We start from the raw sequence: 20986 nt of genomic DNA, 5'->3' as shown, positions 1-20986 counted from the left end.
CCTGAAATGGGTCAATCCAGCGAAACAGAGTAGGTGTTTCTCCTTGAAGGCTGCCGCGATAAATGATTTGTGCGGTTTGGTTGCTGATGCTAGACATTATGTTTTTTTGTTCTAACCTAGTAACGTTTTTACCAACAACCGAGGATGCCATGCAAACGTTTCGACACTCGCCAGGCAAGCCAGATGTTGTCGGCTTCTACGACATGCGGACCTCTAGCGTGCAGTACGTTGTTAGCGATCCTGTGACTCGGCGCTGCGCAATCATCGACCCAGTCCTAGATTTCGATGAAAAGTCCGGCGCTATCGCAACGCACCATGCGAATGAATTGCTGGACTACGTTGCCAGCCAAGGGCTGAAGGTCGAATGGATTCTGGATACCCATCCGCACGCGGACCATTTTTCGGCAGCACAGTATCTAAAGGAAAAGACAGGGGCACCAAAGGCCATAGGAGCTTACGTTACACAAGTGCAAGCGCTATGGAAGGATATATACAACTGGCCCGACTGTCCGGATGACGGCCGCCAGTGGGACCACCTTTTTGTAGAGGGCGATACTTTCCACGTGGGCGAGATAGAAGGCCGGATTATGTTTTCGCCCGGCCATACCAAGGCGTCGATCACCTACGTCATCGGCGATGCGGCGTTCGTGCACGACACGCTGTTTCAGCCGGATGGTGGTACGGCCCGTGCCGATTTCCCCGGTGGCAATGCTCACAAGCTGTGGGATTCCATTCAGGCCATCCTGACACTGCCGGACGACACTCGGCTCTTTACCGGTCACGACTACATGCCCGGCGATCGTGAGCCAGAGTGGGAAAGCACAGTGAGTGCCCAGCGCGAAACCAATATTCATCTCCAAGACAGCCCGACAGCGGAAAGCTTCATCGCTTTGCGTAACGAACGTGACGCAAAGCTGCCCATGCCGAAACTGATCTTGCACGCTTTGCAAGTCAATATCCGGGGCGGCGACCTGCCAGAGCCAGAGGATAATGGTCGTCGTTACCTGAAGATTCCCCTCGATGCTCTACCGGGAGCCGCCTGGGATGAGGCGCGCTCCTAAAGCGACCAAGGAGGTAACCTATGGATATCAAACCGCTAGATGATCGCCTTTTTGTGACAGCACAACCTCGCCTCGACGAACTTGAACAACTCGCCGAGCAAGGGTTCCGCACCATTATCTCCAATCGCCCGCGTGGGGAAAGTGATGACCAGCCGGATCCCGATGCTCTCAAGGCTAAGGCAGAATCACTGGGTATGGTCTGGCATGAAGTTCCCGTCAAGCCCGGCAAGTATTCCCAGCAGGACATTGCCGCCTTTGCCGATGCCCTGGAGTTATCGCCGACTCCCGTGATCGGTTTCTGCCGGACCGGCACACGGGTCGCTCATCTCTGGGCCTATTCACAGGTCTCGCATCGTCCGATTTCGGAACTCGTCGGTGCTGCCAAGTCGGCCGGCTATGACCTAGAGCCGCTTCGCGAGAGCCTCGAAAACCAGGCCAATGACAACTAATAGCGCTGACCGGCATGGCCAGTTTGCGCCGCTATTTCCCCATCGCTCAGTGGCTGCCAGGCCGTCAACTTGATCGATGCCTCGGCACTGGATAGTTTGGAGTCGATCAACCCGCGTTTGAGTGATGCGGGGTTACAACTGCACCTCTGCGAGGTCAAGGGGCCAGAGATGAACCGCCTGCTGAAGACAGCATTCCTACGCAATTTCAGCGGTAATGTCTTCCTGAACACGTTCGATGCTTGACATGCCTTGCACGTTCATTCTTCTGCAGAGCTGAGCGATCCCGACAATGACGATGCTTCGACACGGCTTGTCCGACATATTTCAAATACCTGACATAGAGGAGACACAACGTGGACATAGGGGCAAGTCTTTCCGGTTTGATCGGCGGTGTGCTGATCGGCCTGGCAGCTGTATGGCTGATGGCAACGCTGGGTCGTATTTCCGGCGTCAGCGGAATCCTCTCCGGACTATTGCTGGAGCAACCCGCAGGAGATTCGGCTTGGCGCCTGGCCTTCCTGCTGGGTCTGTTCAGCGGCCCACTCATCCTTATTTTACTGGGAGGTGGGCTAGGTAATGTCTCCGGTGCACCGGATGAGGTCATCGGTCAGCCGGCGGGAGATATCGGGCTGATGCTGCTGGCAGGTCTATTGGTCGGCGTCGGGACAAAAGTCGGCAGCGGCTGTACTAGTGGTCACGGCGTCAGCGGCCTGGCGCGACTCTCACCACGATCGTTGGCGGCCACCTTAACCTTTCTTGGAAGCGCCATGCTGACCGTCTTCGTCATGCGTCATCTCATCGGAGGTGGCATATGAAAACGTTGATGGGTTATCTCGCCGGGTTGCTGTTCGGGTTAGGGTTGGCGATCGGCGGCATGACCGACCCGACCCGGGTGCTGAATTTCCTTGATGTGTTTGGAGATTGGGACCCGACCTTGATGTTTGTACTAGGCGGTGCCGTCACCACGACGTTCATCGGTTATCGACTCGTGCTGCGCCGCTCACAGCCCTTGTTTGCTCAGGCCTTCCAACTACCCACTCGGCGTGATCTGGATGGAAGACTGATGGGTGGGGCGGTCCTGTTCGGAATTGGCTGGGGATTGTCCGGTTATTGCCCCGGACCAGCATTCGCCTCTTTCGCTGGGCTGACCACGCCACTCATGGCAATGCTACTGTCGATGATAGGAGGATGGTGGCTGGCAAAGCGGTTCTCAGGCAGTCGCTGATCGGCGCTTGAGCTTCAACCATATTTTCTACGATTGAAGAATAGGTTTATTAGAAGTGTAATTCTAGTAAAGCACTAAACAATTCATCTCTGGGCAAGTGAAGCAGTCAACATGGCCCGAGTATTCTCTGCGCGACCACTTTTTAGCCACTACCGCTGGCTTTATTACCGTACAGCCGTGTTTCAGGCTGCCACGCCGGATTTCAAGACCCACTAACCCCATGAGCGTGTTCTTGGCATCGTCCAGCCAATCGTTTTCCTAGCAAATAAGTCCATAACAACGGCTAGATAAGCCCAGCGATTGCCAGTCCAGATATAGGTGACATCGCCACACCAAACGCGGTTGGGCGCCTCAACGTTAAACTGACGCGCTAAGTGGTTCGGTACCTCAGCATGTTCTTCGCCCGTTTTCTTGTAGCTATGACCGGGTATTTGGCAACTAATCAGGCCAAGCTTTTCCATCAGGCGGCCAGCGCGATAGCGACTTAACGGTACATTCTGCCTTGTCGCCATCTCTGCAATGCTGCGCGCCCCTGCAGAGCCTTCGCTCTCGCGAAATAGCTCTCTGACCTTGGCTATTTCCTTAGTCTTCGTGGCACACACAGGTCTTTTTGAACGTTGTCTCCAGTATTTAAAGCTGCTGCGATGCACGCCAAACACGTCACACAGTTTTTTTACCGGGTAGCTCGTCTTGAGCTTCTCGATCAGCGAGAAGTGTTCAGGGAGTCCGACATCAAGAGAGCGGTAGCCTTTTTTAAGATGTCTTTTTCCATCTCAATGTCACGGATGCGCTTTTCAAGCTCGCGAATCCTGAGCTGATCGGGCGTCATGGGCGTTGCTTTAGGGCTTTGGCCATCACGCTCTTGGCGTAACTGACGAACCCATTTATCCATGCTCGAATGCCCCACATTTATGGCTTCAGCCGCTTCACGAACAGTGTAGTGTTGATCGACGACCAGCTGTGCTGCTTCGAGACGGAATTCAGGGCTAAAGTTACGTTTTGGTCATGTTGTCATGCTGCCACCTAGTGATGTCTTGGTGCATATTAGCACCTCTAATTAGGTGGCCAAATTCACTATGCCACTACAATAAAAGACCCCACCACGACACGAGGTGCAACATGTTCAAAGCCATCCTGTTCGACAAGCAAGACAACCGGCAGCAGGCGACGCTCGAGACCCTTGACGAGTCGCAGCTGCCCGAGGGCGACGTCACCGTCCGGGTCGACTGCAGCACCCTCAACTACAAGGACGCCCTGGCCATCACCGGCAAGGGGCCAGTGGTGCGTGCCTTCCCCATGGTGCCGGGCATCGACCTAGCCAGTACGGTGGAGGCCTCCGCGAGCGAGGCCTATGCGCCGGGCGATGCAGTGCTGCTCAACGGATGGGGAGTGGGCGAGGGCCACTGGGGCGGACTGGCCGAGAAGGCCCGTCTAGAGAGCCGCTGGCTGATTCCCCTGCCGGCGGCCTTCACGCCACGCCAAGCCAGGGCATCGGCACCGCCGGCTACACCGCCATGCTCTCAGTGATGGCGTTAGAGAGGCAAGGCGTCACCCCGGAGCAGGGTGATGTGCTGGTCACCGGCGCCAACGGAGGGGTCGGCAGCTACGCCATCGCGCTGCTCACGCGGCTGGGCTACCGGGTGGTGGCCTACACCGGCCGCCCAGAGGAGACCGACTACCTCCAAGGGCTCGGCGCCGCGGAGGTGATCGACCGGGCTACCCTCTCCGAGCCGGGACGCCCGCTGGGCAAGGAGCGCTGGGCGGGAGCTATCGACGCCGTGGGCAGCCACACCCTGGCCAACGTCCTGGCCTCAACCCGCTACGGTGGCACGGTGGCCGCCTGCGGTCTGGCCCAGGGCATGGACCTGTCCGCCAGCGTCGCGCCCTTTATCCTGCGCGGCGTGACCCTGGCGGGGATCGACAGCGTGATGCGCCCCTACGCGGATAGCGTCGAGTCCTGGCGGCGTCTGGGGGAGCTGCTGGTTCCCGAGCAGCTCGATGCTATCACCAGCTCCATCGCCCTCGACGACGCCATCGAGGCGGCCGATGATCTGCTCGCCGGTCGCATTCGCGGACGCGTAGTAGTGACCATGGCTCTATAAATCCGAATAATAGGTACGTTTTCTTTACGTAGAAAATTTAACGTAATTTATTTACGCAAAATTGCCCCTCCAGGAAGTCCTGGTGTCATTTTCAGAAGACGGCTGCACCAGCGCATCGAGCGGACCGCCCGGTGTGCAGTGGTCTTCTGAAAGAATTGTTTCAGCAATCGCCTTCACCAACCTCGACTATGCTCAGTCCTCCTAAGCACCATGGGCGGGTCGAGGCATGGCATCAGATACATCACCAATTGCCGAGCAAGGCGTGACCATCCTGTCCGACCTGAGCACAGGCCCAGTTCCGAACGTCCATCATCGGAGCCTTGGTGACACTTGAATTGGGGCATGAGGCCGCCGCACGCATCAAGGTCAGCAAGACGGCCCTCTACGCCGTTTTGAAGGCCAGCCAGCCCGACACGCCAGTGGGCCTTGGGCGGGGCAACGGGCAACGGGCAACTACAATGCTCGACCATGCACCACGATAGTGCATGGCCGGACACAGGGATGACTCCCTGGCGCCTGATGGGGCATGCCCCGAGACCGAGACGCTCTCGTTCCAGGACGCCGTTGGGGAAGGCGAGGGCGGGGCCATCAGGGCAATGATGTCGGCCACCGAGGTCGGACGGCTGAAGAGGAAGCCCTGGCCGTGGGTGCAGCCGGTATCGCGCACGAACGCTTCCTGCTCGGGGGTGTCGATCCCCTCGGCGATGGTCTTCATGCCACAGTGGTTGGCCATGAAGACGATGGTCTTGACCAGCGAGGCGTTCAGCGAGGAGGCTTTCGGGCCGGACACGAACGACTTGTCGATCTTGACCGTTTCCAGGGGATAGCGGCCCAGGTCGCCAAGGCCGTAATACCCCGTGCCGAAGTCATCCAGCACCAGGCGGTATCCTCGCTTCGCCAGGTCGAGCAGTACACGGTGCTAGTTGTCACTTTCCAAGATCAACAGGCTCTCGGTGATCTCGAGCTTGATGCTGGAAGACTCCACGCCGTGTTTTTCCAGCAGCTGTTTCAGTTTGAACGGAAACGTCAGGTCGCGCAGCTGCTTGGCCGAGATATTGATCGAGACCGTGATATTCCGGCCCGTTTCTTCCGCCACGGGAATGAATTCGGCCGGCAACACCTCCCCCAGTTCCTTGTGGCGCCACCGGAGCAGTGCTTCCATGCCGGTGATCTCACGGCTCACCAGAGAATAGATAGGCTGATAGCGCAGGTACAGCTCTTCATGGGTCAGGCAATGAGCCAACAGACCCTTCAGCCTTGCATGTTACTGCGAGCGCTCCTCCATCGTTGCATCATAGAAGCAGAACAGGTTTGTGCCCCTCGACTTGGCTTGGTACATGGCGATATCGGCATAGCGGAACACATCGGAGAGATCCTGAGTGTCGTCGGGAATCATCGCGATCCCGATACTCGCCCCGACCAGCATGTGCTTGCCGCCCACCTCAACGGGGCCCGCCAGCAGGGCATGAATCTTGTCGACGACCCGTGACACATCTTCCTCAGAGGCGACGTCGGTCAGCAACAGACAGAATTCATCACCACCGAAGCGTGCCACATCGTCCTCGGTGCGCACGAGCTTCGCCATGGATTTGGCCACCCAGCACAGCAGCTCATCGCCGGCGGTATGGCCCAGGGTGTCGTTGACGGCCTTGAAACCGTCCAGGTCAACGTAGAGGACTCCGGCCTTCAGCTTATGGCGGATGCAGCGCGCCAACTCGTGGTTCAGGTGCTCTATAAACAGCGACCGGTTCGCCAATCCGGTGAGAAAATCGTAGTTCGCCTGACGAAAAAGCAGTTCCCGACTGGTGCTCAATTCCATGAGGTGACCATGGGCCAGCCTGCCATAGGCTCGCAGCCGTCGATAGAAGAAGAGGCTGCCCGCGAGGATCAGTAGCACGCCTCCAATCACCCAGGGTAGGAGCTGTGTGAGGAGGCTCTGGCCAGGATGCTCCGGACGCCATTGAAGGGTGCCCAGCGGCTCGCCGCTCGGTGTTGCCAGGGGGAGGGACGCCAGTTGGCCTGTCTCCCGAGGGGGAGCTGCCGCTGCAGGCAGCAGACGCAGGGCCTCGATCTGAAAATCACGACGCCAAGCGCCCAGAATGGCCTCGTCGATGTAGTTGACCAGGATCAGATAGCCATGCGCCTGATCGGTGGCATACGGGGTCGGGTCGTAGGCCACATACGGCGACACGGCGACCAGGGCAGGCGCTCCCTGGATATCCAGGATGTCAGATGCGGGCTCGGGGTCGGCGAAATCGGTGTCGATGGCCTCGGCCATGAGCTGCTTGAACTCGGCGGTCAGCAGGCCCTCGGGCAGCGCCTCCAGTTCCGTACCCTTGTGTACGCCGTGGATCAGTGTCGCCTCGCGATCCAGACTCACTACCCAGTCGGTACCGTACTGGTTCTGCAGATAACCGCTGACGTTTTCCATGGCCCAGTCGGTGTCTCGCTGGTAGATTACCAGCTCGACGGCCTCGTTCCACCAGCTATAATCTCGGCTGCGGTTGGCCAGTTCCTCGAGCTCGAGATCGAGCAGTCGCTGCACCTGCTCCCGCGACTTCGCTTCGGCATAGCGATCGAGCGACTGCGACGACAGGATCACCACCCCGAAGACCCCGGCCACGGCGATCAAGATCGTGACCAGGCTGATTAAGAGACCGCGCCCCAGGGCTCTCATAAGCCGTTCACTGGACTCGATGGAGGCCAATTCGTCCTGAGGGGCGCTATCCCCGCGTTCTTGTCCGGCGTGCACTTACACGTTGTCCATGTCGAAGCCTTAAGAAGAGTATCCGCGTGCTCTTTCGCCAAAGAGCCTTCGTCGCCCGTCGCTTGTCGCGCTTGTGCGAACAGACTGTGATATAGCTCATAACTTATCTGTAAGGAAGTTACACTGAAAGCGTCTCAAGAGTAATTTTATTCACCCGTAATCGGCCACCACTCCCTTTAACGCTGGATAGAGAAGCACTGCTGGAGGCACCGCGGCTGCCGGCAGTCAGGGCAGCGAGCGATGGTGACGGAACGATGAACCCGCCATATTCATCAGCGCGTCGAACGCGTGTGTTGAGCCCATTGATTGCCTGTCGTTGTCAGAAGGTGGTTGTACCCATACATTGGGCGGTTCGCCCGGTGTGCAGCGGACTTGTGAACGAGCCGTGTCAAACGATCCTCGAATTGGTTCAGCATGGCGGCGCACAATGCAGCCTGTCCGAGAAACGATCATTAGGCGGCCAATCCGGACATTGTCCGACAACAGCTTGTTTGATGTATTTTGGGACAATAAGATAAACGGACGGATTAGCGGACAAAAGGGGCAGTCAATGGCGCTGATTGGCTATGCGCGGGTCCCGACGGCGGAGCAGAACACCGCCTTGTAGACCGATGCGCTTCGCAAGGCGGAGTGCGAGCGAATCTTTGATGACACCGTCTCCGGGGCCAAGGAAGAACGACCCGGCCTAACAGCCGCGCTGGGGTTCCTGCACGACGGGGATGTGCTGGTTGTGTGGCGACTGGATCGACTGGGACGCTCACTGCCGCATCTGATCGAAGTGGTCAGCACTCTGGACGCGCGTGGCGTCGGATTCCGGTCGCTGACCGAAAGCATCGATACCACCACGCCGGGTGGGCGGCTGATCTTCCACGTGTTCGGCGCCTTGGGGCAGTTCGAGCGTGATCTGATCCGTGATCGCACCAAGGCGGGGCTGGCCGCTGCCGCCGCCCGTGGGCGCAAAGGAGAATGCAAGCCCGTTGTCACCGACGACAAGCTGAAGCGGGCAAGGGAGCACCTCGCCAATGGGCTGAGCATCCGCGAGGCCGCCGCACGCATCAAGGTCAGCAAGACGGCCCTTTACGCCGCTTTGGAGGCCAGCCAGTCCGAAGCCCCAGACCACAGTGCAACCGACTTCAGACACGCAGTGCGATCGTCTTCTGAAAATAACACCTGGAGGGGCAAGCTTCATGTGTAAAGAAAACTGGACTGCTCTGTGTTCTCCGGACACTTCTAGCCTAATAGTGATGCTTTATATCGACTTTATGATCAAAGATGGCAGAAAATCAGCCGATATGTGTAAGCATAATAGTATTAAACTTGGAGCATTTAAGGATAGGCCAGTAAGAACTTGGACTGGCTGCAGTCCCCTGAACCCAATTGATACTGATTTTTAAGAAGGCACCACCGAGCTAGCAACTTATTCCACTTAGCGCTGTTCATAGCTTTTCTCATTATTCGAGCTTTCAAAAAGCATGACTGACCGGATGGATTAAGCGGTTTTGAAAATGCCTCCCTCAGCAGACAGCCTGGGGAAGCGTGAAATCAACAGTCTGGGCGAACTACAAGCCCGTATAACCCATGCTTAACGGGCAGGTTCTCCGTTTGCCATCAATTGATAGCCTTACTGTGGCAGAGTAGGATCAGTCCCAAGTACGGAACCTTACCTGCGCTTTCTGCCGCTCGATCCCGAACTCCGCTGGCTCGACATCTGCAAAGGGCTGCCCCTCCATCGCTAGCCAGTAGCAACGTAGATCAGCATCGCCTCGGACAATCAGCACATCATCATGATTTTGCATCCTTCTCTTCTCATTCCCGTATGACAGGTCTCGAAGAGAGGTAGGGGCGGTGTGACGTGAAATGAAGGCGTCGGTGTAGACTACGAGGTTTACACCCCGTGGATTGGCCAACGACGGGAACAGTATGCCGCTAGCACCAGCCTCCAAGGCTAGGTCAGCGAGCAACCAGCTGGGCGGTTCAACGCGATCATTAAACAAAATTCTACGCCAGTCACAACCCATTTCCTGCCAGAGAGAGTCCCAGTCAGCCGTGTACCCATGGCTGAAGTCCACTACTGTGGCCAACGCTACCGTGTAGCTCACAATAAGACCGGGTGGCATCAGGGTCGAGAGCTGCCGGCACTCCTCAAGCGCGGTCAGCTCTTCCAGAGCAAGGTAGAGTGCGGGAACCCCGATACGATTGAGGCGACCGCCATGCTGGGCGGCGCCTGCGCCACTTGTGGGGGGCGATGGCCCAGCGGGGGACATGGACACGATAGGCTGGTTGATCTGCCAGGCTGGTAAGGATCATCCAGCCGCGCCTGCGTGAAGTGATTGAACATAGTTCAATAGATCCTCAGCTCGTCCCTCGCTGACCAACTGCTCTGGTGTCCTGAAATTGAATGCGCTGATCGGTTCATTACGAAACCAGAACGCGGCATCCTGAAAATTACCATTTATGTCAGCCGCTGCTCCCATGACTCGCACCGCATCCCGTAAGTAAGTCTGCAGCTTCTCAGCCCCCTGGGCGCGGTTTACAGTAACGCGGTGGACATGCGCCCGCGAGGCCAGCGTCTGTACATCCATGCCCAGGGCAAGGCAGAACATCCTCGGGCTGATGATTGGGCTCTTGGTTTGCCGTGCCCGAGCTTTCAAGTCAGCGAGGAATTGATTGAAAGTGTCGGGAGCAACGTAATCGGACGGCTCGATGATTGCTTCAACGCTCATAGCCTATTTTCCCTGCAAAAATGCAGCGATGTTGCTACATAAATGCATCATATAACTTCAGCGCTTCGAAGTCCATCTCCGCAAGGTGATGTTTGGTCAACTGAACAGCTTAGGCACTCCTTTTACTTCCGCCTTGGCACCGGCAGGCTTGGATGACCCTCTGCTCGCTTTCACTTGGCCTGTCTGTTCGCTTTTATCCGCTGGCGCTTCGTTGTTTAAAGCCTTTTGGCGACCAGCCGAGGTCCCACCTCGCTTCTTCAGGCGTCGCTGGATAGGTGAGGATGTCCGTACATCTTTCTGCCCAGACACAGCCGATTTCTGCTGTTCTGTAGCACCTTGCGTCGTTTTATCAACCATGACAGTAGGGACTGGCTGATGGCTCGGCTGTGTCACTGGGGACTCATGCTCAGCTGTGGCCAGCATTGCCTCCCCCAGGCCAAGTTGAATATGGGTATCATTCGGTGCGTTATCGGCCTCTGGGCTCCAGTCACCCAGCTCAGCCGAAACATCACTATGGTTATCTGCGTCAGCCCCTAGCGTCAGCTGACTAATCTCTGAAAAGTCATTCGTGGGTTCGGCTTGCTCAGCGATCAGTTCAACATCCCCCCCGCTTGTTGTGGGCGAAATTTGGTCATTGGTCGCTATCTGTGCAACGTTCCCACCGGCCGCCTCAACAATCTCATTTAGTAACCAAGCTCCCTCTGATTCTCTTTTAAATCCTGCTGGAGTCTTAGTATGAATGGAATTACTCATCCCATCCTGCTCATAATGTGCAATATCCCCACCGACACCGGGGACATCCTCTAGCAGCCAAGCGCCAACTATAGCCTTTTCGTCGCCTGTTTCAGCTTTGGCTGAGGCCTGCTGATTCTGGGCATCATTGCCTTTCTGTGCAGCATCCCCACCGCAAGGTATTGGCTGGCCCGTGCCTTCCTGTGTAGTGTTCTCACCTGCCGTATGAGAATCGTCCAGCAGCCAGGCACCATCTATAACTTTTTCTCCGCCTGTTTCAGCCATTGCGGAAGCCTGCTGGTTCTGGGTGCCATTGCCTTTCTGTGCAGCATCCCCACCGCAAGGGGTGGGCTGGCGCATCTCTTCCTGTGCAGTATTCCCACCTGCCGCATGGAGATCATCCATCAGCTTGGCACCGGCTATATCTTTTTCTTCGCCTGTTTCAACCATTGCGGAGGCCTGCTGGTTCTGGGTGTCATTGCCTTTCTGTGCAGCATCCCCACCGCAAGGGATGGGCTGGCGCGTCTCTTCCTGTGCAGTATCCCCACCTGCCGCATGGAGATCATCCATCGGCTTGGCACCGGCTATATCTTTTCCTTCGCCTGTTTCAACCATTGCGGAGGCCTGCTGGTTCTGGGTGCCATTGCCTTTCTGTGCAGCATCCCCACCGCAAGGGGTGGGCTGTCGCGTCTCTTCCTGTGCAGTATTCCCACCTGCCGCCTGGGAATCATCTAGCAGCCAGGAGGAAGCCACGTCGGTATTCGTGAGTGATTCATGGCTGAATGTAGAGGTTTTGCTCGCTGCCCCTAAACTCTTCTGTGCAGCATTCCCACTGGTTTTCGTTGCATCACCCGTACCCGTAGGCACTGAAGCAAACAGGCTGACATCACATACGTCTGACGCTGGAATACCTTTAGGCTTAGTCATGCGCTCTTCCCGCTTACCACTGTCTTTTGTTGGCGCAACGCCAGCGTTGCTACTGTGCTTGCCCTGGGGGCCGAGGACGGTTACCTCATAAGCGGTTTCTCGCGGGTATAGGCCTTGGTGTTCTACTGGCAGCTCCACCGCGATCATTCCCCTGAACTCGATTATGCCGGAACGTACCCGCCACAACGCTTGGTCAGATGGCAACGTCCAGGTCTTCGCCGCTTCGCTCCCCTCTGGCACTCCCTCCATTTCAGTGATGAGCCAGCCGCGATCGGCCAATGCTGCCAAAAGTGCCTGTGTAAACTCCCCTGATTTACCTCGGGCTCGAAAGTCACCGCCAAAGGCCGCGGCAACGTCATCATCCAGCTTGGAAAGGGCTGTCTCCCGAACATGATGTTCGGAGAGGTAAAGCCGCTCACCAACGCGGAAGCCTGCCGCTTTGACACGCTTCGCTAAACCTTTCACCTGATAGGGTACTTGGGGAACCACTCGCAAGAACGTTTCGATCGCCAGCTCCTGGACATTCAGATTCTCAAGCACCTTGCGTTTCTCGCCTCGTGTAGCGAGGCCGTCTATCTCTCGCAGCTGCTGGAGGAGAGTGACTGCGCGGCGCACCCCCTTGCTACTGAGGCCAGGGAAAGCCACTGGCATCAGGTTGGGAGAATGCTCGTATTTTACTGCCAGCAACAGTATGGCTCGCTCATCCTCAGGCAGCTCCCACCACGCGGGGAACTTTGCCAACAGACGCCCGCTCTGTTTATCGTGGTAGGACAGGCGGACCCACTGCCCGTCCTGTTTCGCATGCGAAACAGTCTTGCCAATATCATGTGCTGCCGCGGCAAGAGGGAGGAGGGGATCGGCACCTTCGTACTCGAAGGCCTCATCGATCACGCCTAGATGGTGCTCAAGCAGTGTCGTACTGTGGCCGTCACCGCAAAAAGCATCAGGGTGAGCCTGGAGGTAACCGAGCAACTGGTTAATTAGCGGCATGTGATGTGCCGGAACGTTACCCGACAGCTGCGCTTTCACTGGCTTGAAGTTAATCGGATCAGGATAAGGCATGTACGTAATTGAGAGATCCATGCCCCGGAACTCACCGCGAGATTTAGCGCGCTGTCGACGTGTTATTAATCCCATTCCCACTATGAGCAGAACGATCACAGAGCCAGCAGCCATTCCCCCGGCTAACCATGGCCAGACAACACGCAACCTTGCCAGGACGACCTCAGTGGCCGCTGATGCCGCGTTCGCGGGGTTTATCTCTTCGTCACCCTCTACCCAAAAGCCAGCGCCAGCTAGCCACTCCTGCAGCGTTTCCGGCCCCATGAAGTAAAAAGCAGTAGCCGCGGCGAGACTGTAGAAGATAGTTAGAGCAATAACGGATCTTAGCAGTGTCGAGCGATACCCCATCAAACTCATGTCATACGCTCCAGGCGCTTGATACGCCGATATGTCGGCGGATGTGTCGAGAAAAGCCCTAATGCCAAGCGAATCCCCAAGCTCGCCACAGAAAAGTACAAGCCGCTCAACAGGCCAATCAGGGGAATGGGACGAAGAATTGTATAGATCAACCGCGCCAGCCAAAGCGCCACCCGCAAAATGCTGTGCTGCGTCCACCAGTATAGGCTCGCAGACGCATCGCCGCGGCGAAGGTGTGACCTCTCGTGCGCCAGCAGCCACTCAAGCTCATCAGGAGGCAGATTGAGGGCGCCCCGGGAAACGATTACAACGCCACCCGTAGGGCTCGGCATAGCATAGGCCTGAAGGGCAGGCGTCTCGTAAACCCAGACACGATCTGCAATCTCACGAGCCCTTGGGAATAGCCGGCCGATACGGTAACTGGCTGGCGCCAGCCTAAGCCCTAGCCAGGCGAGGGCAGTTAGCCACCCACCTGCGAGGTAGGTGGCCTTGGCCAGCCAAGTGACTGTCATAAGCTCACCAGGGGGACGTATGAACTCCAGGGGTAAGCCAACGAAGACCACCACCGGCAATACCACCATCACAGTATAACCAAGCGCCCCAGCGAAACAGGCCGACAAGGCAGACAGGAGCGCCAGCATAAGCCAAGCCTACCCTTGCCCCTCGGCCAGCATGCGGATGGCCTCCTGCGTGTTGTAGCCCGCTGAAGTGAGCTTCATCAGGCGTGCCTGGTCCTTGGGATTGGTCGAATATAGGAAGTAGGAGTAAGGATCGACCACAAAGCGGAAAAGGCCACCCCCGCTCTCGTGCTTGACGAAGACCTCCGAATAGCCGGCACCGGGCTTCACACCGCGCAGCATATCGAATAGGAATTCGTCTTCGCCGCCCAGCTTTCCGTTTTTCTGTGCGTAGTCGAGCGAGGGACCCGACTGCTTGAGCACAAACGTCCAAGGTGCATTGTCGAAGGCAGCCTGAGCGGCCGGCGACAGGTCGGTATCCTTGAAGCCCTGTGTAATGAAACCGGCACTGCCGTAATACTTACGGATGCGCCGGAAGGCGGTTTCGATAAACTTCCCGCTTTTCGGGTCCGCGAGTAGATCCCATGCCTCATCGATCAGCATCATTTTCGGGATGTTGCGTGGGCGCAGATACATGTCCCGCGTCGTCCGAGCCATCAGGAGTGTCATGACCACATTCCGAAGCTCACGATCGACGTTTAGCTCTTCCAGCTCGAGTATGGTGAACTCATTGGAAAGATCCAGCTGGGGCTCACCGTTGAACCATGCGGCATGCCGACCTACGGCATACGGCTCCAACTGCAACGCAATACTCTTGGCCACCGGATCACTGTCTGCCCGGGACTCAAGCCACTGATAGACATGCTTGGTTTCCATGACCTCGCCATGTTTATCGTGCGCCTCAAGGATGCCTTTTTCGATCAACTGGTATTCGTAGTTGTCGGGCTCACCTAGGGGGAACGCCATCTGAGATATGGCATCCTTCAGCACCGGGATCATTTCTGCGATCTCGCTGCCACCTTCATCATCGTCGTAACGCTGCTTGCCTTTGATACCCCAGAATGGGTTAAGTGAGACCGGATGGTTAGGATCAAACCTCAGTTCCTGACCGCCCAGCAGTTCACACAGCTCCTTATAAGAGCCGCCCACGTCAATGATACGGACCACGCCATCACGACAGCGCATGTCGGTAACGAATTCGTTGGCAAGGAATGACTTACCCGCACCCGAGGTCGCGATCACCGAAAAATTGTATGAGGTGGCCGAATCGAAAATGTCGATACACGACATTTGACCGCGGCGAGAAACCAGCAACAGTCCGTTTGCGTAGAGGTAAGGGTTCCCCTGTGGGTCTTTGCGTACTACTGGCCCGTTACCGCCCCAATCGCCCTGGCAGATTGAGGCGCAAGCGCCGTTTAGGCTGGACACCATCTGTGCCCGCTGAAGGCCTGATGTAGGCTTGTCCATGCGTGGGTTGTAGCCCCATGGCAAAGACGACAACCAGATAGGCAGCGAGATATAGCGTTCACGCGAGGCTCTGAAGCCTGCTTTCCGCCACAACGAGGAAAGATAGTCAGCGTCGGAGGCTGCGCGCTCGGGTTCGGTGATGATATTGATCCCCGACCACATGCGTACCGGGCAGTAGTTTGAGCGAGTATCGTTGAGCAGCTGCTGGGTATCTCTACGCCGCGTGAAGAGGTGAGGCATCATCCCCTTGTACCACTCGGAATCACTCATGCATTGCTTTGAGATCATGCCCATTCGCATGGTGATGTCATCACGAGCCTTTTCGGTGTTCGGCTTGTAGATGGTGGTATACATCCAGTAGGCCGGCGCGATCCGATCGGTCGCCGACTTCAACTCCCCAAGCATGTCACCTGTCATGTAGAGACGCAGGTAGTCCGGGTAGGTGTCGATGGTCAAAGGGACAACATCCACCTCCCTTTCATTGTCGCTAAACTGGACTGCACCCGAGGACTTCACTCGAATGCGTGTGCGCTTATCGAAAATGGAATCAATGAAGTGACCACCTTCCTCCTCCAGGCGTTGAAGCTCCCCTGGCACCATTTGTGGGTTGGCTATGCGGCGCAGCACACGTCGCGTACCCAATTCGTTCATCAGGGCAGGGGACAGGCCCATAGAGCTGAATGTCCCCATCACCGACTGCCGGAATTCGTCGCACATGTGCCGCCATGAACGAATCTCTTCAGCATGCTCTGGATCACCGCCAAAGGTCATGGTGAAAAAGGCGAAGTAATGCACCTCCCGGGGATATAGACGCTCATTCGGTAGGAGGCTTTTGTTCCCGGCCGCGGCGTCAAGCATGTGCTTGCTACGGCGCTCTACCAGCTCTTGGAGCATAGGGTCTTTGCAGTAACGTAACCGCCGTGCCTGCCAGGTATTTATCCGGTCCTCAATGGCCGGCGAACTATGGGCGACGAACTGGATAACCGTGTCCGCTGGCGCTCGCGTAATCAGCGACTCGATTTGCTCCTCGATGTCCTTGCCAGCCACCATCAATGGCGCAAACTGGACGCCGAAGCCAAGCTGAGGATGTTTACCATCATCCCGGACACAGTAGTTATCTTCATAGTCGATGTAGGGGAGCAGGCTCGCGGGATCATCCCGCTCAGTCAGCGCCTCGGCTGCCTGGAGGGGGAGGGCGCGATCGCCATAATCGGGAGCGCCCTGCTGGATCATGCGGCGCACTTGGTGCCGCATACGAGTCATCGCGGTTATCTTCATATCAATTCTCCGGGACGATCTGCATTAGCGGCTGAATGCGATAAGGATTCACGCTGGCGTCTTGCCCTCTCGGCGCGATGTGTTGAACACCCGGAGAAGGTCCGATCATGCCTGCCCCAATGCCATCGTCACGCAGCTGGCCATAACTCCACTCATCGGGCAGAGTCACATACAGGTACTCGCCCGATCGTAGAATGCCGTCATCACCGCGCCATGGCGCCACCCAGATACGCACCGGTTTACCTGGCTGGTAGACAGGCATATCGGTTAGGCCTCCCCCGCTATAGGGTCGCCATTGCTCGATCTTTTCTTCTTCAGCTTCTGAGCCATCCTTACGGCCCTCCATCACTGTTTCAGAGGAACCACTATTTGCCACCGCAGCTTCATAAACATCGCCGGTACCGACACACTCGCTTCCCAGCTCACAATCATGCTGGACAGTGGCACAGCCACCGAGGAACAGCAGGGCGGTCAAGGGGATCATCAACTTCAAGCTCATCGTATTAGCCCTCGCTCGGCATCTTGTCGGACAGCTCGTAGGCTTCCCACTCGAGCTTCTGGCCTTCCTGGATTACAACAGTGCCGCGGCGCCCTGATGGAACCTCGATCACCGGGAACATGGATTCAGCCTCTTCGATGTAACGCTCTGCCAGTATCTCCATCGCGCGGCCAGCACCGCCGTACATGCCAACCTCGGCGACACTGTTCGGGTCGATGGTGGTGACAACGCCGCTGCCTGTGACAGCCGATTCAGCACCTTGAGCTGCTGTTGCAGCAATGCTGCTGGCGCCTTCTGCGAAGCCAGCAAGCATGGCCTTACCCAGCAGGGCGCCAGCACGTCGCTCAACTTTGCCGCGAAGCCCCAGACGGCCATCCGAGTCCACGATGTAGCCATTGATTGGAGACTCAAGCATCATTCCAGTCCGTGTATCGACACAGGAAATACGAGAGACGTTGATATGCGCTCGCTCGCTCGACAAATCACCGTAGCCACCGCCCATACCAAAGCAGTCAGCGAGGCGATACCGCGCACTGCCAGGTAGGAATGCATCGTTTTGAATGCGGAATAGCACCGGCTGAGGGTTGTTGCGGGTACGCTCGGCAGCGCCAAAGTCAGCGCCAGTCAACATTGCCACCTCAGAGAACGACCCCATAGGGAGGAACCCAGCTTTAGGTGGCCCCAGATCCTCTTCTTCGTCATCCTGCTGAGCCGCTTCATTACGTAAGATGCGAGCGCTGGACTCACCACTTGAGCCATTGAGTACGATCGGGTCAGCCGGTCCTTCTTCCTTCTGGAGCTGTGGAAACTGTGAAGGAATGACGCCGCCCTGTGTCGACGATTGTTGCCTCGGGGGTAAACCGGCACGGCCAGAGTCACCATCTCGACGCGCTACCGGGGGCGGAGGTACCGCGCCAGCGTCGTCGCCTCGGGGGGGGCGAAGATAGTCAGACGGGGCACGGTTGGCGTCGGTGCTTCTGTTTGAAGATGTGCCAATGCGAACCTCACTGGTGCCATCATCTCCGCTAGAAATATCGGCTAGTCGTGTGCGCAGCGACTCCATGGTTTCCCGCGTTTGCTCGCGTTCGGATTCCATGCCAGCCTGCATTTCTTCGAGCTGCGCCTGAAGTCGTGCATCCCTCTGCTCTTGACTCTCGCGCTGGTCTGCCAATTCTTCATGAGCCTCCCTTAACTGTTGTTGAAGTCGGGAAATAGTGACTTCCTCCCCATGCCGTGTATCCGGCGTGGTGTCCATAAATTCCGGGGGAGGGGGCGCTTTATTGCTACTGTTGTCTCGTGCGCTAATAGCGTTACTTGCCACAAGCCAGATGACTAGGCAGGCCCCACCACCATATAGAAGCCACTTTCTTCCCTGCGCTCGCTCCAACAGGCTCTGAGAGACTACCTTGGACTTAGCTCGGGCCTTGGCCACCCTAGAAGGCTTGTCCTGGCCCGATTCATTCGGCTGCTGGTTGTTCTGATCTTCAGCCACGGTCAACCTCCACGACGATCATTCGGGGCTGATCGCGCTCACTTACCGTGTCCCCTTCCAAGGAAACAGCAACGACGCCATCGCGGTAGAAGTCACGAGGCTCGACTTCAAGGGAGGTATCAGAAGACAGCCGGTAAATATTCACGACATGGCCGGAACCACGGTACTGGGTTTCCGCTGTGAGCTTGAGCGTGCCGCCATTAGGCATTTCAAGTCGGGCACTAGGCGGGGCGCCAGCCGGCTCAAACCCGCTAGGGCGAGCCCCCTGGAAAGCGGACAGGATAGTGTCAGCAATCCAACGATCCTTGGGCCGGCTTTCCCTTTCGGGCTCTGCGGATAGGTCAGGGGCGTTTCGATACCGGAACACCTGGGCATCGATGCCGCTTTCCGGCTCTAGCTTCACCGTGAAGGCCTCGCCGCTTCGCAGCTGGATGAAGATAGAGAACGGGTCGGCTTCGTCTGCAGGACGGATGAGGAGACCACGTTTGCCATCAGTCGGCACAGGGTTGTCACGCAACTCGGCCTCGGGGGGGATAACAATCGTAGAGTACGGCTCTGGGAATACCAGCCGGTTATAAGCATCGGTGGATACAACCACCTTCTGGACATCATCGCTGGCGCTGACAAAGGTGGCGACGGCAAGCGCCGCCACCATGACCAGCCCCTGCATCTTAGGCTTTTTCATTCGTCCTCCAAAGAGAAACCAGCGACATACGGAACGCCACCGCTGAAGGAATAGCGGACACGGTAAGCAATCGGTTCGTCTTCGATCTGTTCGGTGCCATGCCAAGCCCGCAAGCGCCCATAAACTCGCACTGTGCCGTCTAGGACTTGGGTCCCTTCAATGAACAAGGCCTGGGTACGCTCAGATTTCTCCAGGTCTGGAATCCGTGCTTGTAGATCATTGCCGACCTTGGCATAGAGGGCCGGCGTCATCCGGTTCTGGAACCGAGCGTATTGGCTTCTCACGTTCCTTGGGGTCCAAGAGCTGTGCAGCTGGGCATCCGCCATGGCTATCTCAGTGAGGTAGCTCGCATCGGTATAACCAGCGCTGGCGCCCACCTCGACCGGCCCATCCACGACGTGCAGGTTGTAGGGAACCAGCCGGGTTGGCATATTGGCGCTGAGCTGGACATAGCTCTGCAAGACATAGATCAGCAACCCAGTCAGGAGCAGGGTGCAGAACATCCAGCCCCTGGCAGCGACCCACTGATTTCGCAATGCATTGAGGTATTTCATCAGCGAATGTACTCCAATCGCATTGGCCTAGGTGCGTATTTGCCAAGCAGCGGGTCTAACTTGAGCCCCATCCGCCACAAGACATGCTGCACTTGTCCCCGCTTCTGGCCGGCACGCATCTTCTTAGCCATCATCATGAGAAAGATCCCCGCAAATAGGCCTGGGATAAAAAACCGCATGATGATGCCCACGCCGATCACCATGATGGCGACAACCACCTCGGTCATCTCCCAGGCGAAGATGGGGATAGGGGCATCAACATCCTGCGGTATCCGATAGGACTCGTTAGACATGACCCGCGACTCCTAACTCAGGTGCCTGAGAACCAGCTGAAGATTTCCTTGATCATGAAGGGGCCGACCGCAAAGGCACCGGCGATCCCTAGACCCAGGAACGCAGGGGCAGCAGATTGACGTCCAAGGCCCACCAGGCAACCGATGATCAGCGCCAGAATGGAAATGCCGATACCGAAGGGCCCATGCGCCAGCTCTTCAACCTTGTCAGCGAAGTCTTCAAAGTCTTCCTGTGCCCATGCTGGCATCGCCAGGAAAGCGGTAGTAGCAACCAACAGTGAGCGCTCTGCTGCTCGCTTCTTGTTCATGCGGAGGCATTCGACTAGATGAGCGAGCTTGCCCTGCTTGGTTGTGGCCTGGGTATCTACGGAAGTAGTCATTGGTACTGATCTCCTAATGTCGCGAGGACTTCGTTTGCGTATTGCTGGCCTGCCGGACTATTCGGCGACCCAGCGTTGTAAGCGGCCAATGCCGCCTCCCACTCGCCGTAGCGCGTGATGTTGTCGTAGAGAATCCACGTCCCTACAGCGAAATTCGTACACTCATTTTCCAACAACTCACGCTCGGTAATTCCCCATTGCTGGAGGTAATTCCGGTTGGTTTCCTGGTCGAGCCACCATGTATTGACTTGCATAGCGCCTAGGTCGTAAGTGCCATTCTTGTTCGGACCTATGCGACCCACTAATTGCCCTCGGCTGCCGCTCTCTTGAAGACGCACTGCCGCGACAATCTCGATGGGTACTTGGTAGTAATCAGCGATTTCAGGGACACAATCAGGTAGGGCAATCATTGACC

22 protein-coding genes and 2 pseudogenes are annotated in these 20986 nt (G+C 57.0%); 8 read left to right on the top strand and 16 right to left on the bottom strand.

What is annotated here, in order from left to right; genetic code table 11:
- The first annotated feature begins 149 nt into the window (after window positions 1-149).
- The 5 genes from MLE19_RS19685 to MLE19_RS19665 all read left to right on the top strand — a co-directional run bounded on the left by MLE19_RS19685 (window position 150) and on the right by MLE19_RS19665 (window position 2735).
- Entirely contained in the window at window positions 150-1061 is a 912-nt protein-coding gene (locus MLE19_RS19685) for an MBL fold metallo-hydrolase (RefSeq protein WP_240719821.1), read from the top strand.
- A 20-nt stretch (window positions 1062-1081) separates the two neighbouring features.
- A complete protein-coding gene (locus MLE19_RS19680) occupies window positions 1082-1510 on the top strand; it encodes a TIGR01244 family sulfur transferase (protein WP_240719819.1) in 429 nt (142 codons plus the stop codon).
- Between the two features lie 69 nt (window positions 1511-1579).
- A complete protein-coding gene (locus MLE19_RS19675) occupies window positions 1580-1753 on the top strand; it encodes a hypothetical protein (RefSeq protein WP_306420927.1) in 174 nt (57 codons plus the stop codon).
- Between the two features lie 110 nt (window positions 1754-1863).
- Window positions 1864-2325, top strand: a complete 462-nt coding sequence (locus tag MLE19_RS19670; RefSeq protein ID WP_240719817.1) for a YeeE/YedE family protein — start codon at window positions 1864-1866, stop codon at window positions 2323-2325.
- Window positions 2322-2735, top strand: coding sequence for a DUF6691 family protein (locus MLE19_RS19665; RefSeq protein WP_240719815.1), 414 nt, complete (start codon window positions 2322-2324; stop codon window positions 2733-2735). Before MLE19_RS19670 ends, MLE19_RS19665 begins: the two co-directional genes overlap by 4 nt.
- Before the next feature lie 236 nt (window positions 2736-2971).
- Here MLE19_RS19665 and MLE19_RS19660 read toward each other — a convergent pair.
- Window positions 2972-3693: pseudogene (locus MLE19_RS19660) on the bottom strand (IS3 family transposase); the annotation flags it as partial.
- A 161-nt stretch (window positions 3694-3854) separates the two neighbouring features.
- Here MLE19_RS19660 and MLE19_RS23160 point away from each other — a divergent pair.
- Both MLE19_RS23160 and MLE19_RS23155 read left to right on the top strand, forming a co-directional pair.
- The gene (locus MLE19_RS23160) at window positions 3855-4262 is read left to right on the top strand and encodes an alcohol dehydrogenase catalytic domain-containing protein (RefSeq protein ID WP_306420926.1); all 408 of its coding nucleotides are present in this window, start codon (window positions 3855-3857) and stop codon (window positions 4260-4262) included.
- Window positions 4250-4837 (top strand): zinc-binding dehydrogenase, encoded by a 588-nt coding sequence (locus tag MLE19_RS23155; protein WP_306420925.1) that lies wholly within the window; start codon window positions 4250-4252, stop codon window positions 4835-4837. The genes MLE19_RS23160 and MLE19_RS23155 overlap by 13 nt, the downstream gene beginning before the upstream one ends.
- A gap of 382 nt (window positions 4838-5219) precedes the next feature.
- Here MLE19_RS23155 and MLE19_RS19650 read toward each other — a convergent pair whose 3' ends face one another.
- From MLE19_RS19650 to MLE19_RS19640, 3 genes are read right to left on the bottom strand one after another with little or no spacing between them, the layout of a single operon-like run.
- A complete protein-coding gene (locus MLE19_RS19650) occupies window positions 5220-5738 on the bottom strand; it encodes an EAL domain-containing protein (protein ID WP_276322511.1) in 519 nt (172 codons plus the stop codon).
- An 18-nt stretch (window positions 5739-5756) separates the two neighbouring features.
- The gene (locus tag MLE19_RS19645) at window positions 5757-6080 is read right to left on the bottom strand and encodes an EAL domain-containing protein (protein WP_101145389.1); all 324 of its coding nucleotides are present in this window, start codon (window positions 6078-6080) and stop codon (window positions 5757-5759) included.
- Between the two features lie 21 nt (window positions 6081-6101).
- Window positions 6102-7514 (bottom strand): sensor domain-containing diguanylate cyclase, encoded by a 1413-nt coding sequence (locus MLE19_RS19640; protein ID WP_240719813.1) that lies wholly within the window; start codon window positions 7512-7514, stop codon window positions 6102-6104.
- A 712-nt stretch (window positions 7515-8226) separates the two neighbouring features.
- Between MLE19_RS19640 and MLE19_RS19635 the strand changes: the two are divergent.
- Window positions 8227-8799: pseudogene (locus tag MLE19_RS19635) on the top strand (recombinase family protein); the annotation flags it as partial.
- A gap of 445 nt (window positions 8800-9244) precedes the next feature.
- Here MLE19_RS19635 and MLE19_RS19630 read toward each other — a convergent pair.
- The 12 genes from MLE19_RS19630 to MLE19_RS19575 form a co-directional block, all read right to left on the bottom strand.
- Window positions 9245-9868, bottom strand: a complete 624-nt coding sequence (locus MLE19_RS19630) for an RES family NAD+ phosphorylase (RefSeq protein WP_240719884.1) — start codon at window positions 9866-9868, stop codon at window positions 9245-9247.
- Window positions 9869-9907: 39 nt separating this feature from the next.
- Window positions 9908-10327 carry a hypothetical protein gene (locus MLE19_RS19625; protein ID WP_035557849.1) on the bottom strand — a complete coding sequence of 140 codons (420 nt, stop codon included), beginning with the start codon at window positions 10325-10327 and terminating at the stop codon, window positions 9908-9910.
- 96 nt (window positions 10328-10423) lie between these two features.
- Entirely contained in the window at window positions 10424-13405 is a 2982-nt protein-coding gene (locus MLE19_RS19620) for a hypothetical protein (RefSeq protein WP_240719811.1), read from the bottom strand.
- Window positions 13402-14046 (bottom strand): M48 family metalloprotease, encoded by a 645-nt coding sequence (locus MLE19_RS19615; RefSeq protein WP_240719809.1) that lies wholly within the window; start codon window positions 14044-14046, stop codon window positions 13402-13404. Before MLE19_RS19615 ends, MLE19_RS19620 begins: the two co-directional genes overlap by 4 nt.
- Before the next feature lie 9 nt (window positions 14047-14055).
- Entirely contained in the window at window positions 14056-16668 is a 2613-nt protein-coding gene (locus MLE19_RS19610; RefSeq protein WP_240719807.1) for a TraC family protein, read from the bottom strand.
- A 1-nt stretch (window position 16669) separates the two neighbouring features.
- A complete protein-coding gene (locus MLE19_RS19605) occupies window positions 16670-17167 on the bottom strand; it encodes a TraV family lipoprotein (RefSeq protein WP_240719805.1) in 498 nt (165 codons plus the stop codon).
- Between the two features lie 4 nt (window positions 17168-17171).
- Window positions 17172-18659, bottom strand: coding sequence for a TrbI/VirB10 family protein (locus MLE19_RS23200; protein WP_240719803.1), 1488 nt, complete (start codon window positions 18657-18659; stop codon window positions 17172-17174).
- Window positions 18652-19344, bottom strand: coding sequence for a TraK domain-containing protein (locus MLE19_RS19595; protein ID WP_240719801.1), 693 nt, complete (start codon window positions 19342-19344; stop codon window positions 18652-18654). Before MLE19_RS19595 ends, MLE19_RS23200 begins: the two co-directional genes overlap by 8 nt.
- On the bottom strand, window positions 19341-19898 hold the full coding sequence (locus MLE19_RS19590) for a TraE/TraK family type IV conjugative transfer system protein (protein WP_035557829.1): 558 nt from the start codon (window positions 19896-19898) through the stop codon (window positions 19341-19343). The genes MLE19_RS19595 and MLE19_RS19590 overlap by 4 nt, the downstream gene beginning before the upstream one ends.
- Window positions 19898-20191: a type IV conjugative transfer system protein TraL gene (gene traL / locus MLE19_RS19585; protein WP_008958346.1), complete on the bottom strand. Its 294-nt coding sequence runs from the start codon at window positions 20189-20191 to the stop codon at window positions 19898-19900. The genes MLE19_RS19590 and traL overlap by 1 nt, the downstream gene beginning before the upstream one ends.
- 17 nt (window positions 20192-20208) lie before the next feature.
- A complete protein-coding gene (locus tag MLE19_RS19580) occupies window positions 20209-20571 on the bottom strand; it encodes a TrbC/VirB2 family protein (RefSeq protein WP_035557825.1) in 363 nt (120 codons plus the stop codon).
- The gene (locus tag MLE19_RS19575; protein ID WP_045812323.1) at window positions 20568-20981 is read right to left on the bottom strand and encodes a lytic transglycosylase domain-containing protein; all 414 of its coding nucleotides are present in this window, start codon (window positions 20979-20981) and stop codon (window positions 20568-20570) included. Before MLE19_RS19575 ends, MLE19_RS19580 begins: the two co-directional genes overlap by 4 nt.
- Between the last annotated feature and the right edge of the window lie 5 nt (window positions 20982-20986).

It is taken from the genome of Vreelandella neptunia (assembly GCF_022489065.1).
GTDB classification, from domain to species: domain Bacteria; phylum Pseudomonadota; class Gammaproteobacteria; order Pseudomonadales; family Halomonadaceae; genus Vreelandella; species Vreelandella neptunia_A.
Note: the sequence above shows the minus strand (reverse complement) of the source record. Positions and strands in the feature narration are given on the sequence as shown.